12 protein-coding genes are annotated in these 16,143 nt (G+C 68.0%); 7 read left to right on the top strand and 5 right to left on the bottom strand.

The window, feature by feature from the left end:
* Window positions 1–8 precede the first annotated feature (8 nt).
* Window positions 9–911 (top strand): alpha/beta hydrolase, encoded by a 903-nt coding sequence (locus tag ACF8ME_RS20530; RefSeq protein WP_392418010.1) that lies wholly within the window; start codon window positions 9–11, stop codon window positions 909–911.
* Between the two features lie 27 nt (window positions 912–938).
* Here ACF8ME_RS20530 and ACF8ME_RS20525 read toward each other — a convergent pair whose 3' ends face one another.
* Complete coding sequence (locus tag ACF8ME_RS20525) at window positions 939–2,378, bottom strand: alpha/beta hydrolase family protein (protein ID WP_392418008.1); 1,440 nt, start codon at window positions 2,376–2,378, stop codon at window positions 939–941.
* A 311-nt stretch (window positions 2,379–2,689) separates the two neighbouring features.
* On the opposite strand from ACF8ME_RS20525, the gene ACF8ME_RS20520 reads away from it, so the two are divergent.
* A complete protein-coding gene (locus ACF8ME_RS20520) occupies window positions 2,690–4,351 on the top strand; it encodes an ankyrin repeat domain-containing protein (protein ID WP_392418007.1) in 1,662 nt (553 codons plus the stop codon).
* 68 nt (window positions 4,352–4,419) lie between these two features.
* Here the strand turns inward: ACF8ME_RS20520 and ACF8ME_RS20515 are convergent, their stop codons facing one another.
* From ACF8ME_RS20515 to ACF8ME_RS20500, 4 genes are all read right to left on the bottom strand, one after another.
* On the bottom strand, window positions 4,420–5,508 hold the full coding sequence (locus ACF8ME_RS20515; RefSeq protein ID WP_160852130.1) for a type VI immunity family protein: 1,089 nt from the start codon (window positions 5,506–5,508) through the stop codon (window positions 4,420–4,422).
* A gap of 39 nt (window positions 5,509–5,547) precedes the next feature.
* Window positions 5,548–6,303 carry a hypothetical protein gene (locus ACF8ME_RS20510; protein ID WP_047217353.1) on the bottom strand — a complete coding sequence of 252 codons (756 nt, stop codon included), beginning with the start codon at window positions 6,301–6,303 and terminating at the stop codon, window positions 5,548–5,550.
* Between the two features lie 333 nt (window positions 6,304–6,636).
* Window positions 6,637–7,902 carry a YeeE/YedE family protein gene (locus ACF8ME_RS20505; protein WP_046988803.1) on the bottom strand — a complete coding sequence of 422 codons (1,266 nt, stop codon included), beginning with the start codon at window positions 7,900–7,902 and terminating at the stop codon, window positions 6,637–6,639.
* A gap of 172 nt (window positions 7,903–8,074) precedes the next feature.
* Window positions 8,075–9,040 (bottom strand): sulfurtransferase, encoded by a 966-nt coding sequence (locus ACF8ME_RS20500; RefSeq protein ID WP_392418005.1) that lies wholly within the window; start codon window positions 9,038–9,040, stop codon window positions 8,075–8,077.
* 214 nt (window positions 9,041–9,254) lie between these two features.
* Here ACF8ME_RS20500 and ACF8ME_RS20495 point away from each other — a divergent pair, with 214 nt between their 5' ends.
* From ACF8ME_RS20495 to ACF8ME_RS20475, 5 genes are all read left to right on the top strand, one after another.
* Window positions 9,255–10,451 carry a multidrug effflux MFS transporter gene (locus ACF8ME_RS20495; RefSeq protein WP_047472926.1) on the top strand — a complete coding sequence of 399 codons (1,197 nt, stop codon included), beginning with the start codon at window positions 9,255–9,257 and terminating at the stop codon, window positions 10,449–10,451.
* Between the two features lie 29 nt (window positions 10,452–10,480).
* Window positions 10,481–11,470 carry a tRNA (adenosine(37)-N6)-dimethylallyltransferase MiaA gene (gene miaA / locus ACF8ME_RS20490; protein WP_392418003.1) on the top strand — a complete coding sequence of 330 codons (990 nt, stop codon included), beginning with the start codon at window positions 10,481–10,483 and terminating at the stop codon, window positions 11,468–11,470.
* Window positions 11,471–11,486: 16 nt separating this feature from the next.
* Window positions 11,487–12,203, top strand: a complete 717-nt coding sequence (locus tag ACF8ME_RS20485) for an ABC transporter ATP-binding protein (protein ID WP_277848852.1) — start codon at window positions 11,487–11,489, stop codon at window positions 12,201–12,203.
* Window positions 12,204–12,222: 19 nt separating this feature from the next.
* Entirely contained in the window at window positions 12,223–14,790 is a 2,568-nt protein-coding gene (locus ACF8ME_RS20480) for an FtsX-like permease family protein (RefSeq protein WP_392418000.1), read from the top strand.
* A 195-nt stretch (window positions 14,791–14,985) separates the two neighbouring features.
* The gene (locus tag ACF8ME_RS20475) at window positions 14,986–15,684 is read left to right on the top strand and encodes an IPTL-CTERM sorting domain-containing protein (RefSeq protein ID WP_392417998.1); all 699 of its coding nucleotides are present in this window, start codon (window positions 14,986–14,988) and stop codon (window positions 15,682–15,684) included.
* Window positions 15,685–16,143: the final 459 nt, after the last annotated feature.

Genomic DNA, 16,143 nt, shown 5'->3' with positions numbered 1-16,143 from the left:
GTTGCGTCATGCCCTCACTGCTTTCCCACCTGTGGCCCCGACGGCGCCTGCACCGGCTCACGGCAGCGCTGGGCGTGGCCGCGCTGCTGGCGGCCAGCGGCTGCTCCGTGCTGGACACCAAGCAGCGCGAATGGATCTTCCAGCCCAGCGACCGCAGCTGGCCCGGCGCCAACACGGCCGGCATGGAAGATGTCTGGATCGACATGCCAACGCAGGACGGCGCCCGCCTGCATGCGCTGTGGCTGCCCCAGCCGGCCACGGCCGGCAACGCCCCCGTGCTGCTGTACCTGCATGGCGCGCGCTGGAACGTTGCCGGTTCCTCGCCGCGCATCCGGCGGCTGCACGAACTGGGCTTTTCGGTGCTGGCCATCGACTACCGGGGCTTTGGCAAGAGCAGCGCCGGCCTGCCGTCCGAGGAATCGGCCGCCGAGGACGCACGCGCAGGCTGGGACTGGCTGGGCCGGCACGCTCCGGGCCGGCCGCGCTTCATCTTCGGCCATTCGCTGGGCGGCGCCATCGCCATCGACCTGGCGCGCAGCGTCCAGGATGAGGCCGGCGTCATGGTCGAGGCCACCTTCACCAGCATTCCCGACGTGGTCCGCAGCTTCCGCTGGGGCTGGCTGCCCGTGGGGCCGCTGATCACCCAGCGCTTTGCCTCCATCGACAAGGTGGCCGGCATAGGCTCGCCGCTGCTGGTCGTGCACGGCAGCGCCGACCCGCTGATCCCCGCCACGCTGGGCCGCCAGCTGTTCGACGCGGCCAGCGAGCCCAAGCGCTTTGTGCTCATCGAAGGCGGCAACCACCACAACACCCAGTCGCGCGCCATGGAGCAATACCGGCAGGCGCTGGGCGAGCTGTTCGGGCTGCGCCTGCTCGCACAGGCGCCCACCGCGCCTGCAAGCCCGCGCTGAGCGGCGCAGCCTGCGCCGCCTTCCGCGCTACGGGCAGCTTGCCGCGTTCTGCGAGATCACGGCACGCAACTGCCGCGTGGTGGTGCTGTCATCCGGGCCCACGGTGTTGCGCGTGTAGCGGCAGCCATAGGTCGGCGCGGCCACCGTGGCGGCCGTCTGCACATCGTCACCGCCCGGCTTGGCGCCGCCCTGCTCCCACTGCACCATGGCATCGAAGGCCTCCACCTGCTCGGCCACGGTGAAGTCGCAGTGCGATGCGCCGCGGATGGCGCGCTGCACCAGCCAACGGTCCTTGCCCTTGTCGGCCACGCGTCGCTGGTAGATCTGCTGCATGCTGAACGGCACATACAGGTCGCCCAGCGTGTGCAGCGTCACCACGGGAATGCCGATGTCGCCTGGGCTCACGGGAATCCAGCGCAGGCCGTCGCGGCGCAGCCGGTTGGCATCGGGCGCGGCCGTGCGCTTTTGCGCGGCGGCATTGAGCGCGGCCGAGGCCGCTGCATCCCCATCGATGCGGTAGGTGAAGCGGTTGGTATCGGTCACGTTGCGGTTCAGGATGCCGTTGACCGAGCCGTCGCTACCGAACACGCCCCAGACCGGAGCGAACGAGCCGCCCACGGCCACACCCAGGTCGAACAGCGGGCGCGGACCGCCCGTGAGATTCTGGATCACCGACAGATAGGCGCGGCCCGTCGCGGTAGGTGCAGACGGGAAGGTCGTGAACAGGGCCGATGTCACCTTGCCCTGGATGGCCGCCCAGTCGGTGACGGCATGCTGGGCCTCGCCCGCCAGGGCCTGGGCAGTGACCTGGGCTGCCGCGAAGTAGTCGAACAGCTGGGTATCGCCCATCACGCCGCACATGGGCACGGCGCCCTGGTAGCGCACCTTGTTGCGGGCCGTTGATTGGGCTTCGGCCTCGATGGCCGCCGCCGTGACATGGCCGCCCATGGAATGGCCGGTGATGTACAGGCGCTGCGGCTGCGCCAGCGGCCGGCCGTGGGATGCGGCCAGGCGGTTGAAGGCCAGCGCCAGCGCGTTCGTGTCCTCCACGCCGGCGCGCACGTCGTAGTAGTTCTTGCTGTAGCTGGATGCTGCCCAGGCATAGCCGTTCTGGATCAGGTAGCGGCGTATGGACGGATTGGTGACGTTGAGCGCACTGCCCTCGCCCGCATAGCCGTGGGCATACATCACCAGGCGGCCATTCCAGTTGGCCGGCACCTCGATGCGGTAGGCCGCGCCTTCCAGCACTCCGGCCCAGCGGCTGGTGCTGGCATTGTCCACCGTGTCGCCAGCGGCAGCCGCCAGCGCATCGAACGTGGTGGCAGAAGGATTGGCCGGCGCAAAGCTGCGGCTGTCCTGGGCCCGGGTTTCCTCGGGCGCATCACCGTCCCCCCCGCCGCAGGCCGCAAGGCCCGTGACCGCCAGCAGACCGAGATACTTCCAACGATTCCAACGCAGGGCTCGCATAAGACTGTCTCCTTGGGATGAAGGTTTGAAGGGGAACGCGCGCAAAAAATCCGTTTCAAGGGGGAGTGCCGACGCAGCCTATGCCAGACAACTGGCCCGCCATGCGGGTAGGAACCCGCAAGCAGGGGCTGCCGGCTGTCACCCAGATGACTGTCGCCTTGCGATAACATCCGCGCTTGCGGTGCAGGCCGCACCCGGACCTGCGGGAAGGGTTGAACCCACCTGTATGCGCCTCTCGGCGTTTTTCTCTTGCCACATGCCTTTGTGCGCCAAGCTGCAGGTCATTGGCCTTCGTGCACGGAGGTATCCCTGTGAAACGCATTCCCGCCCGGCCCGACATGGGCCATCTCAAGAAACAGGCCAAGCAACTGCTGGCCGCCTATCGCGCAGGCTCGGCCCAGGCCATGGAGCAATTGCGCGCCCACCTGCCCGCTGCCCGGGGCCGCACGAATGAGGCGCTGGCCGCCATGGACCTGCGGCTGCACGACGCCCAGTCCGCCGTGGCGCGCGAGCACGGTTTCGCCTCATGGAGCGAGCTGTCAGGCTACGTCGAGGCATGCCAGCGCCTGGCGGCGGACCTAGAGACATCCCGGCTGCACTGGCTGGCCCTGGTCTATGCCGGCGATGTGGCGGGCGGCACGCACCGCGCGCAGCCCGCGCTGGCCCGGCGCCTGCTGGACGAGCGGCCGGAGCTGCCGGGCAATGATCCCTGGATGGCCTGCGCCATCGGCAACCTGGCCGCGCTGCGCGAAGCCACGCACAGAGATCCCGGCTGGCTGCAGCGCGCAGGCGGGCCGCTGGGACTGCCGCCGCTGGTCGCCGTCACGCACTCGTGCCTGCTGCGTCTGCCCGAGTTCGCCGAGCCGCTGCGCGCCTGCGCGCGCTGGCTGCTGGACGCGGGCGCCGACCCGCTGCAGACCGTGGGCAATCGCTGGCCGCCGGCCTCGCTGCAGGCGCCCTCCGAGACCGAGCGGCTGTCAGCACTCTATGGCGCAGCAGGCCAGAACCATGATGCGCAACTGACGCAGATGCTGCTGCAGGCCGGGGCCGACCCCAACGACGGCGAATCGCTCTACCACTCTCTGGAAGGCACGCCGGCCAGCCGCGAATGCACGCGGCTGCTGCTGCAGGCGGGCGCGCGCGTGGAGGGCAGCAATGCCCTGTTCCGCGTGCTGGACCTGGACGATGAGCAGGCCCTGCGCCTGCTGCTGGACCACGGCGCCGATCCGAACGAGGACAACGGCCAGGGCGAATGGGGCCGCCCGCTGCTGTGGGCCATACGCCGGCTGCGCTCGCCCGCCCACGTGCAGGCCTTGCTGGATGCAGGAGCCGACCCGGCCACCCGCACACCGCAAGGCCTGGGCGCCGCCCGCCTGGCACGGCGCTTTGGCCTGGCAGACGTGGCCGTCCTGCTGGAACAGTCCACGGGCGCTGAAACCGCCACGCCCGAAGAACAGTTCGTAGCCGCCTGCGCCATGGGCGACCGGGCCCGGGCCGGAGGGCTTCTCGCGTCCCACCCGGGTCTGCTGCAAGGACTGTCTCACGAGCAGCTGCGCATGCTGCCCGAACTGGCAGCCCTGGGCCGCATGGAGGCCGTGCGCTGCATGGTGGAACTGGGCTGGCCCATCGCTGCGCGCGGCGGCGACTGGGATGCATCCGCACTGAACCAGGCCGTTTTCCGTGGCGATGCCGCCATGGCGCGCTTCCTGCTGGAGCACGGCGCACAGTGGACCGAACGCCACGCCTATGGCGACAACTGCGCAGGAACCCTGTGCTGGGCATCGCTGAACCGGCCCGAATCCACGGAACCCGGCGGCGGCGACTGGCTGGGCTGCGCCCAGGCCCTTATCGACCACGGCATGCCCCTGGCCAGGCCCGACCCCGAGGCGCCCGGCTGCGTGCTCATCGACGGCAACCGGCAGCGGTATCCGGACGAGATCACGGATTTGCTGCTAGGGGTTGACGCGGACTAGGTCCGCCCGACCCGAAAACCCGTCCTGCCGGCTGGCCCGGCAGGATTCAGCTGCAGTGCCTGCATGGGTCAGAACAGATCAAACCGGCTCATGTAGGCATCGCATGCCAGCAGCCACGCATGTTCATCATTGGACCCCGAAGGCGGCGGGCCGATGAAGTTGTTGAGCCGGGATCTGGCGCGCAAAGGCTTGAGCAGGCGTGCCGCCTCGCCAAAGGCGGGCAGCGTCAGCCCCTGGTCCATATCCCCCAGTCCTGGGAAATCTCCTGCCCGTATCCCCAGACAGTTGCCTACATCCCCAGCCGAAAGATACTGGCTGGCCTGAACCTGCTTGCGCACCGCATCCCGACCACCCAGCTTTTCCAGCAAGGCATCACTCACAAAACTCAGCCAGTTGATGCTGTACATGGCGTTGTTGAAGTCATGGCTCATCAGCGCAAGACTGCCCAGGGCATTCAAACCCGGGAAACGCTGCAGGTAGGGATACAGTATTTGCTGCCCTTTGCCGTCGGGTCCGATATTGCGTTCTTCCACTGCGGGCATGACGCCCCAACCTGCAATGGCCCAATAGGGCTGCATCAACTCCACAATCTGGGTGGTGAGGCGGCCCACATTGCGCTCTGGCGGTTGATCCATAATCCACCACGCGGGAAATGCCATGCGAATGAAAGACATGGCCGGGCCCTTTTTTATCGACCCATATCTCTCACGATACCAAATACCTTCATCATTCTCAATACGGCAATAAAGGCGAAAGTCTTGCGCATTATTCTCCCACACCTCAGGAGGATTTGGCTTACCCGAAGCCATATGAAATATCAGGGCATAACCTTTTGGGTTATCAAAGCTTTTCTGCTTCTTTGCAGCCAACTTTCTTTGTGCTATCGCGCTGGTCAGCATGGCAGGCATTCCGTCGTACCAATAAACCAGTTTCTCCTTCCCTACAGCCTCACAAAAAAGATCGACCACTTCCCATGCACGCTCACGCACGGCCAATGAATCCCCGTCATGGAACACCATCTCGATCGTCCAGCCTGCTCTTGCACAAATACGTCCAAATTGATTCTGTAATACCAGCGCCTTGAGAATATCCATCGTCGCCACGGTGGCTTTTTGCAGTTCTCTGGTGCTCAAAGGTTTGTTGAAGTCTTTTGCCATATCCATCCTCCATATTTCACTCAATCCAATCCATCAACTTCAGAATGACAACCCGAGGAATCTCGCCAGTGCGCTCCCTACCGCACCAACACCTCGCAGTGCCCTCCCCAGTGCGGATGCACCGGCCGCAGCCCCGACGGCCGCCGCCGTATCCTTGTTCACCCGCTCTGCCAAAGAGATGGCCTTTTCCCTGTTGGCCTGCCATCGCGCTGCCTGGTTCAACACGCCTTCGTTCGCACTTTCTCCATCGCTGTCGCAAGCGCAGCTTCCGGCGTCCAAGGCATCCTTGAGAAACTTGTCTTCAAAAATATGTGAATAGGCCTGATGCTGTGTCCTGCCGTCTGTCCCTTCCGCATTGGAAAAGCCATCCCCCGGAAACTTCATCTCATAGACCCGCTGCACGTTGTCCAGCACAGGCGGCAGGCGCGGGTTCTTCACCACGACCACATCCGGAATGCGCGAGCCCGCAGGCCGGCTGCGCGTGGGGCGCACGGGCTCGTTGCGCGACATGACAGGTGCTCTGTTCAGGTACGGCACTTCCTGCTTGTAGTAGCCCCGGTAGCCTTCAAACCCATCGGCCTGCATGACCACGCCGGCCACGCAGCGCTGGCCCAGGCCGCCGGTCATGCAGCAGCAAAACAACTCGCACAGCGCCCTGCGGTCCAGTTCGTTGTCGAAGTCCCGGGTGCCGCATACCTTGTTGAAGCCCACAAGCACGACAGCCTTGCACAGGTCCCTGGACCGCTTCAGGCGATTGAGGGCAATGAAGGCGGGAACCAGTTGCCCGCAGCTCATGTATCCGAGCGGATGGCCGGTGGCCGCTCCACTGCCCCATTCAACTCGTGGAAACGCCCTGCGCGGCTCAATGGCGCATGGATGTCTATCCTGAATGTCATTGGCTCCTTCGCCTGTGAAAGGCGCTCCCTTCCTTCTGAAAGGAAAATAATAGGAGCAATGAATTGGGCACGTAAATCCTATTTTCCAGAGATTTCCAGGACTGAGCTGCCCGCAATTGGCAGCGGTCTCCTCTGAAAACTGGCAGAAAAAAGCCTAGGACAAGCAATGGCCAGAAAGCCTGTTTCAGGCGCCGCTCTCGCCTGTCACTCGGCAATCACCTACTGCTGCAGGTCAAAGCCCCTGCGCTCCCGCACGCTCGTGCAGCCAGCGCCGCAACACAAATCCCAGCCACAGCGCCGTGAACACGGCCGCGCCAAAGACCCAGCCCGACAGCGCGCCTGCCATGCTGCCCGACAGCAGCGTGCCAATGGTGCAGCCCAGCCCCGTCATGGCGCCCCAGCCCAGCAAGGCGCCACCGGCCAGGCCGCGAGCCGCATCGCGCCAGGTGGGGCGGCGCGGCGTCCACTGGCGGCTGGCCACGGCGGCGCCCCAGGCGCCGGCCACCAGGCCCAGCAGCAGCACGGCATGGGGCGTGAGCAGGCTGTTGAGCACGGCCGTGGCGCATCCGCCCAGGGTATCCAGGCCGTGCAGGCGCTCGGGCACCCAGCCGCCCGCCTGGGCCCAGCCGCGCACGGTGCTGCCCAGCGTGGTGGTCACTCCCAGCGGCCGCATGCGCACGATGGCGGCGGCCGCGATCAGGCCCACGGCCAGGCCGCCCAGCGCGGCGTTCCAGCGGCCTTGCCACAGTGACAGCCACAGCTGGCGCAGGCCCGGTGGCTGCGCCGGTTCTGCCGCAGGCCGGGGCCGTGCGCGGCCCGAGCGCCCATGAATGCGCCAGACCCAGGCCGCCAGCAGGCCCAGCACGGCCAGTTGCAGCGCCAGCGCGCCGCCATAGCCCAGATGGGCCGGCAGCCAGATGACGGGTGCATCGGCAATGGCCAGGCTGTACAGCGGGTTCCAGCTGCGAAACCCCAGCACGAAGCCCAGGCCCGTGCCGACCAGGGCAAACGGCGCCACGGGCGAGCCCTCGCCCAGCCGGTACCAGTGGGCGCTGATGCACGAGCCCGAGACCGACATGCCCGCTCCAAAGGCCAGGCCCGCAAGGACCAGCACCCAGCTCACGGGACCTATGTGCATGTCGGGCGGCAACTGCCCGGGCTGGGGCACGGCCACCCAGCTGCCCAGCACCACGGTCATGCCCGCCGAGCCCACGGCCAGCGCCAGCAGGATGGAGAGCACGCCGCGCGGGTCGCCGAACTCGAACCAGTCGCGCGCATGGCAGTAAAAGCAAAAGCGCGAGCGCTGCAGCACCAGCCCCAGCAGCAGGCCCAGCGCCAGCGCAAAGACCAGGGTGCGCCCGCCGCCTTGCAGCTGCAGCTGCGCCGCCACAGGCCAGGCTGCGGCCAGCACGGCGGCCAGGGGCAGCCATCTGGTCCAGTCCCTTGCCCTGTGCCTGCCATTCACGTTCTGCGTGTGCTCACCGGTCACGCTTGTCATTCCTGCCCCCTTTGTTGCCATCCGCGCATAAAAAAAGGGCCCGCAGTCTGCGGGCCCCAAAGGAGCCGAGCTTTTGCCAAAGCCACACGTCACGCACCTGATCCGTCGAACCAAGAGCACTGACACCCCTCGCCCGGCCCCCGCCTTCAAGACAGGTTGATCGACGGCGGGATCATTTCGCGGCCCAGATCGTGCCGGCCGGGTTGTTGATCGGCACACCCACGGAGTTGCCGTATTCGGTCCACGAGCCGTCGTAGTTGCGCACCTGGTAGCCCAGGATCTTGGACAGCGCAAACCAGGTGTGGCTGGAGCGCTCGCCGATGCGGCAATAGGTGATGACGGGCTTGCTGCCGTCGATGCCCACGCCCGCATAGAGCTTCTTGAGTTCTTCGGCGGACTTGAAGCTGCCGTCCTCGCGCACGGCCTGCCCCCAGGGCACGTTGACGGCGCCGGGGATGTGGCCGGCGCGGATGGCCAGCTCCGGCACGCCGGCCGGGGCGAAGACCTTGCCCTGGTATTCGTCGGCCGAGCGGATGTCGACGAGCCTGGCGTCGCTGCGACCTTCGGCCGAGGCCAGCGCATCGGTCAGGCGCGCGCGCAGCGCGGTGTTGACCTTGCCCACGCGGTAGGTGGTGGCCGCATATTCCGGAGCGCGGTTGTTGAGGGGGCGGTTTTCGGCCTCCCACTTCTTGCGGCCGCCGTCCAGCAGCTTGACGTTCTGCACGCCATAGATGTCGAAGACCCAGGCCCCCCAGGCCGCGAACCAGTTGTTGGTATCGCCGTACAGCACGACCGTGGTGCCGTCCTTCACGCCGGCCTGCGACAGCAGTTTCTCGAACTGCTCCTTGCCCACGATGTCGCGGCGCACCTTGTCGTTGAGATCGTTGTGCCACGAGAAATTGACCGCGCCCGGCACATGGGAGCGCTCGTACAGGCCGGGGTTGACGCTGACTTCGACGATGCGCACGTCGGCGCGGTTGAGGTTGGCCGCCAGCCATTCGGTGCTGACCAGCGGACCTTCGGGAACGGGCGCATTGGCATGGGCCGTGCCGCCGATCAGGGCCGCGACGTACAGCACGGTGCAGGCACCCTGGCGCAGGGTGGCGGGGATGGTGGAGAAAGCGGTCGGCGTTGCCATCACGGTCCTTTGTTCGCAGTTGCGTTGATTGCTCGGTTGGGGTCGGGTTGCTCTGCAATGCAATGTAGGCAGGGGCGGGCCGGTTCCCAACTGCGCAATCCGCAGATGGATATGCGCCGCCAAGGCATGGACAGCGGCACCCCGGGTTCTCTGCTACCCTCGGGCGCCTATGTCAGCGCCCCTGTCTCCCGCCGTCGCGCAAGCGCAGCCGGCCATGTCCCCCGTCCTGGTCGTCATCCTGCTCGGCCTGCTGCTGGGGCTTCAGCCGCTGGCCACAGATCTGTACCTGCCCGCCCTGCCCTCGATACAGGCAGCCTTCTCCACCCAGGTGTCCCAGGTGCAGCTCACGCTGACGGCCTTCCTGCTGGCCTTCGGCTGCTCGCAGCTGGCCTGGGGGCCGCTGTCCGACCGCTTCGGGCGCAGGCCCATCCTGCTGGCCGGCATGTCCATCTATGTGCTGGCCGCGCTGGGCAGCGCCAGCGCCGAGACCATGGAATCGCTGATTGCCTGGCGCGCGCTGCAGGGGGCATCGCTGGGCGCCGGCGTGATGTGTGCGCGCGCCATGGTGCGCGACCTGTTCGCGCCGCACCTGGGTGCCCAGGTCATGTCCAAGGCGCTGACCGGGCTGGGCGTGATCGCCTTCCTGAGCCCCGTCAGCGGCAGCCTGCTGGTGGATTCGCTGGGCTGGCGCGCCACCATGCTGGCCCAGGCCGTGATGGGTGCGCTGGCCCTGCTGCTGGTGGCCCTGCGCTTCACGGAGACACTGGCCCGCACCAATCCCACGGCGCTGCAGCCGCTGGCCCTGGCGCGCAACTGGATCACCATCGTGCGCCACCCGGGATTCCAGTCCTACCAGTTGCTGACCTGCTGCACCTATGCGGCCCTGTTCACCAACCTGGCCGCATCTTCCTTCACCTATATCCATGTGCTGGGCGTAAGCCGCACGGGCTACGGCCTGCTGATGGGCAGCAATGCGCTGTGCTACATCGCGGGCACCTTCCTGTGCCGCTGGCTGCTGCAGCGCATGGATGTGCGGCGCGCCGTGCAGATTGCCGGGCTGGCCAGCCTGCTGTCGGCCACGGCCATCGGCATTGCGGCGCTGGCCGATGCGCGCAGCCTCTGGGCCTATGCCCTGCCCTTCTATATCTTCCAGATCGCCCATGGCGTGCACATGCCCTGCGGCCAGAGCAATGCCATCGCGCCCTTCCCGCAGTCGGCGGGCACGGCCTCGGCGCTCAACGGCTTCACCATGATGCTCATCGCCTTTGCCATGGGACACTGGCTGGGCCTGCACCTGGACGGCCAGTCCACCCGGCCCATGGCCTTCGGCATCTGGTTCTGGGGCGTGTGCACGGCCCTGGTCGCCTGGGGGCTGGTGCGCCGCCACGGCGGGGTCGATGGCCACCGCTGATTTTCATTTCCTGCGTTTGCGTTTTTTGAATGTCCACCGCTTCCCCGCTCCCCTGCCTGGCCATCGCCGGCCCCACCGCTTCCGGCAAGACCGCTGCCGCCCTGGCCCTGGCCAGGCTGCTGGCCGAACGCGGCCAGGCCGCAGAAATCATCAGCGTGGACTCGGCCCTGGTCTATCGCGGCATGGACATCGGCACGGCCAAGCCCACGCCCGAAGAACTGGCTGCGTGCCCCCATCACCTGATCGATATTCGCGACCCGCTGCAGGCCTACAGCGCGGCCGAGTTCGTGCAGGACACGCAGCGCCTGGTGGCCGAGATCCGCGCGCGCGGCGCCCTGCCGCTGCTGGTGGGCGGCACCATGCTGTATTTCAAGGCCCTGCAGGATGGCATTGACGACATGCCGGCCGCCGACCCCGCCGTGCGCGAGCGGCTGGACGCCCAGGCCACCGAGATCGGCTGGCCCGCCATGCATGCGCTGCTGGCCCAGGTCGATCCCGCCACGGCCGCACGCCTGGCGCCGGCCGACAGCCAGCGCATACAGCGCGCGCTGGAGGTCTGGCATGTGTCGGGCAAGCCGCTGTCCAGCTTTCATACGCGGGCGGGCAAGGATGCGGCACAGGGCCTGATCAGCCCCGGCGGTTTCTTCTCGCTGGAGCCGCAGGACCGCGCCTGGCTGCATGCGCGCATCGCCCAGCGCTTCGACGCCATGCTGGACGCCGGTTTCATCGACGAAGTGCAGCAACTGCGCGCGCGCGGCGACCTGCACCTGGACCTGCCCTCCATCCGCTGCGTGGGCTACCGCCAGGCCTGGGAATCGCTGGACGGCCTGTACTCCATGAACTCGCTGCGCGAACGCGGCATTGCCGCCACGCGCCAGCTGGCCAAGCGCCAGATCACCTGGCTGCGCAGCATGCCCGCCCGCCATGCCATTGCCTGCGATGCGCCCGATGCCCAGCAGCAACTGCTGCAGGCAGCGATGGCCGTGGTGGCTGCAGCAAACCTGGCCCGCAACGGCTGAACAGGAAACCGCCTTCATGACTGCCGCGCCCCGGGACAACACGCCGCTGACTCAGCCGCCGCTGCTTCAGGTCCAGGGCCTGGCGCGGCGCTACCGCAACGACGGCGGCACGGAAACCGCCGTCTTCGAGAACGTGGACTGCAGCGTGGCGCGCGGCGAGTTCGTGGCCATCGTGGGTGACTCGGGCGTGGGCAAGTCCACCTTTCTCAACTGCCTGGCCGGGCTCGATGAGTGGCAGCAGGGCCGCGTGCTGCACGAAGGCCAGGACCTGTCGGCCCTGGATGAAACCGGCCGTGCGCTGTGGCGGCGCAGCCATGTCGGCTTCGTGTTCCAGGCCTTCCATGTGCTGCCGCACCTGGATGTCTGGCACAACGTGGCCCTGCCGCTGATGCTGCTGCAGCGGCTGGATGCGGCGGGCCGCCAGCGCGTGCAGCAACTGCTGCAGGCCGTCGGGCTGCAGGGGCTGGAGCAGCGCCTGCCCTGGCAGCTCAGCGGCGGCCAGCTGCAGCGCGTGGCCATTGCACGTGCCCTGGTCCACGGCCCGGCCCTGCTGCTGGCCGACGAGCCCACGGGCAACCTGGACCCCGGCACGGCCGCACAGGTCATGGAGCTGCTGCTGCAGCAGACCCGCGAGCACCAGGCCGCCCTGGTGCTGGTCACGCACTCCATCGAGGCCGCTCGCCGTGCCGACCGCCTGCTGCGCCTGACCGCACAGGGCATGCAGCCCGCCTAGCGCCAGAGACCATCCGCCCATGCTCGCCCTGCTTCGCACCTTTTCCTGGCAGGAGCTGCGCCAGCATCCCTGGCGCACGGCCACCGCCCTGGTGGCCATCATGCTGGGCGTGGCCCTGGGCTTTGCCGTGCACGTGATCAACCAGTCCGCGCTCGATGAGTTCTCGCGCGCCGTGCGCACGGTCAGCGGCCAGCCGGACCTGGAGCTGCGTGCCATGCAGGGCGGCTTGCCCGAATCGCTGTATGGCCGTGTTGCGCAGCAGCCCCAGGTCAGCCTGGCCGCACCCTGGATCGAAGCCACGGCCCTGGCCGGCACCGCCACGCCGGTGCAGTTGCGCGTGCTGGGCGGCGATGCGCTGCGGCTGGCGCCCGTGGCGCCTGCGCTCATGCCCCGGCTGTTCGATGGCGGCGGGCGGCTGGACCTGTTCGCGCCCGATGCGGTCTTCCTCAATGCAACGGCACTCGAAGCCCTGGGCCTGACGCCGGAGCAGGCGCGGCACACACCCCTGCCATGGCAACTGGGCGGGCGCGCGCAGACCCTGCGCATCGCGGGCACGGTCGCCGCATCCGGCCCGCCGCTGGCTGTGATGGACATCGGTGCGCTGCAGGACAGCCTGCAGCGCTGGGGCCAGGTGGACCGCATCGATGTGCTGCTGGCCGAAGGCGCCACGCGCGAGTCCCTGCTGGCCGAACTGCGCCGCCTGCCCGACTGGCCCGCCCAGGCCCTGGCCGGCCGCCCCGGCGACGACCAGCAGCGCATTGCCGAGATGTCGCGCGCCTACCGCGTCAACCTCACGGTGCTGGCCCTGGTGGCGCTGTTCACGGGGGCGTTCCTGGTGTTCTCGGTGCTGGCGCTCAGCGTGGCCCAGCGCGCGCCGCAGTTCGCCCTGCTGGCCGTGCTGGGACTGACACCGCGCCAGCGCCTGGGCTTGGTGCTGCTGGAGTCGCTGCTGCTGGGCATGGTGGGCAGCGCGGCCGGCATTGCGCTGGGCGCGGGACTGGCCTGGCTGGCCCTTCACCTGCTGGGCGGTGACCTGGGCGGCGGCTACTTTGCCGGCGTGCAGCCTGCGCTGCAGTGGAGCGCCGGCGCCGCGCTGACCTTTGGCCTGCTGGGTGTGGCCGCCACCGTGGCTGGCGGCTGGTGGCCGGCGCGCCAGGCGATGGAGTTGCCGCCCGCCGCCACGCTCAAGGGCCAGGGCGCGGGCTCCGAACGCGCGGCGCGCGGCCTGCCGGCCCTGCTGCTGATGGCAGCCAGCGTGGCCCTGGCCTTTGTGCCGCCCGTGGCCGGCATTCCCCTGGCCGCCTATGCCGCCGTGGCCCTGCTGCTGCTGGGCGGCATGGCTGCCCTGCCCTGGCTGCTGGGCCAGCTGTTGCGCCTGGTGCCGCAATCGCTGCTGCGCCAGCCGCTGGCCCTGCTGCCCGTGGAGCGCGCACGGCGCATGCGCCGCAGCACCACGGTGGCCGTGGGCGGCGTGGTGGCCAGCCTGAGCCTGGCCGTGGCGCTGACCGTGATGGTGGCCAGCTTCAGGGACAGCATGATCGCCTGGCTGGATGCCGTGCTGCCCGCCCCGCTGTACCTGCGCACGGCCGGCAGCGCAGGCCGTGCCGATGCCGCGCCCCTGCCCGCCGATCTGGCGGCGCGCATTGCCGCCCTGCCTGGCGTGCAGCGCGCCCAGCCCATGCGCAGCACCAGCCTGTGGCTCAGCCCGGATCGCCCTGCCGTCAGCCTGCTGCTGCGTCCGCTGCATGGCCCCCAGGGCCAGCAGTTGCCGTGGATACAAGGCCCCGTGCAAGCGCCCGCTGGCAGCACGCCCGTCTATGTCAGTGAAGCCGTGGCCCAACTCTATGGCGTGCGACCGGGCCAGGAGTGGCCGCTGCTGGCCCAGGCCCTGCCGTCGGAAGATTCCCGCGTGTTTGTGGCCGGCATCTGGCGCGACTATGTGCGCCAGTTCGGCGCCATCGCCATGGACTGGGACGACTACCAACGGCTTGCCGACGGCAGCGCCACCACGGCAGGCCCCACCGAAATCGCCATCTGGCCGGACGGCGACGACACGGCCACGGAGCAGCAGCTGCAGGCGCGCATCCAGTCGCTGATGGCCGGGCCGGGCGCCGCGCAGGCACTGGAGTTCGCCAGCAGCGGCGCGCTGCGCGAGCGCTCCATGCGCATCTTCGACCGCAGCTTTGCCGTGACCTACTGGCTGCAGGCCGTGGCCATCGGCATCGGCCTGTTCGGCATCGCGGCCAGCTTCAGCGCCCAGGTGCTGGCGCGGCGCAAGGAATTCGGCCTGCTCGCCCACCTGGGCCTGACGCGGCGCGACATCCTGGCCGTGGTGGCCGGCGAAGGCATGGCCTGGACCACGGCCGGCGCCATCGCCGGCAGCCTGCTGGGCCTGGGCGTTGCCGTGATCCTGGTGCACGTGGTGAATCCGCAAAGCTTTCACTGGACCATGGAGCTGTCCCTGCCGTGGCCCCGCCTTTTGGCGCTGGCTGCCAGCGTGATCGCAGCAGGCACGCTGACGGCCTGGCTGGCCGGGCGTGCGGCGGCAGGGCGCGAGGCAGTGCTGGCGGTCAAGGAGGATTGGTAAACCCCATCCCCAGCTACATACCGATAGCTAAATGAAAATGAAACCACCCAATCAATTGTTAATTTTTCTTACAGAAGAATTAATTTCTATCTGATCATCTGCCCGAATTCGGCGGGACACGACCTACATAGAAGGCCCCCTGCCTCGACAAATCAGACCAGGCACATCACCGCCTGGATTCGGGAGATCGGACTCATGGCAGGTTTCGGAAAACGTTGGGCTGCGTCGCTGGCCCTGGGCACGGCGCTGTGCGGCTCGGCCTGGGGGCAGATTGTCTTTCCTCCAGGCTCCAGCATCGATCTGGCTGGCGGTTCGTTCAATTCGTTTTGCGTCCCCGTTTCGATGGGCGGGGAACTGGCCCTGGGCACGGGCACCTTCGATTCGGGGTCCTTTGCCTTTGACGCGGGCTCCACGGTGACCGGCACGGGCGGCCAGCTCAACATCGGCGGCGACCTGACGAGCGCGGCGGCACTGAATCTCGGCACCAGCAGCGTTGTGCTTTCAGACACCTGTGCACCCGGAACGACCCTGACACTCAGCGGCAATATCGTCGTGAAGGATCTGACACTGATCAGCACCGGCCCGACACCCCCGACCATCGTTCTTCCCGCAGGTACCAACCTCACCGTGCTGGGCACGCTCACGCTGGGCTCTCCCGGCAAGCCGGTGGTGCTGACCTCTTCCGGCCCTGGCACCGCCGTGGTGACCATGGGGCCGTCGGCGACCCTGGTCAACAGCAGCGGCAGCGTGGTGCCTGGCAACGTGCAGATCGGAGCGACTGTGGTGACGGCTCCAGCCAGCATCCCCACGCTCAGCACCTACGGGCTGATGCTGATGAGCCTGCTGCTCGGCGGCATGGCCCTGCACCGCCAGCGCCGCGCAACACGCCTCTGAGCAGGCCGGGCGCCCCGGCATCCGGCCCCTGGGCCGGCCCATTCTTCTTCCATCCTGGCGCCCGCCACGCGGGTGCCGGCTTTCCGCGCGTATTCATCCAAGCAGCATCTGAACCATGGACCGTCGCAACTTCCCCATCCCTCCCCGCCTTCTCTGGTCGCTGTGCATCAGCGCGGGAATCTTCAGCCCGGCAGCCCATGCCGCCGACGTGAGCATCACTATGCCGGCCGGTGGCAATTTCGTGATCAAGAATTCTGCGGGGGCCGAACGCTTGCGGGTACAGAACACAGGGGAGGTGCTGGTACCAGCCCTGCCTGCCGATGCAGCCACTGGCAACCAGCTGCTGTGCGTTGACGGCGCCACGGGGCAATTGGTGCATTGCGCGCCGGGTGTGGGCGGCGGGGCAACTGGCGCTACGGGAGCCACAGGTGCGACCGGCGCCACAGGGGCAACAGGCCC

This window comes from Delftia sp. WSY_7 (assembly GCF_043104845.1).
In the GTDB taxonomy this organism is placed as follows: Bacteria; Pseudomonadota; Gammaproteobacteria; order Burkholderiales; family Burkholderiaceae_C; genus Comamonas; species Comamonas tsuruhatensis.
Note: the sequence above shows the minus strand (reverse complement) of the source record. Positions and strands in the feature narration are given on the sequence as shown.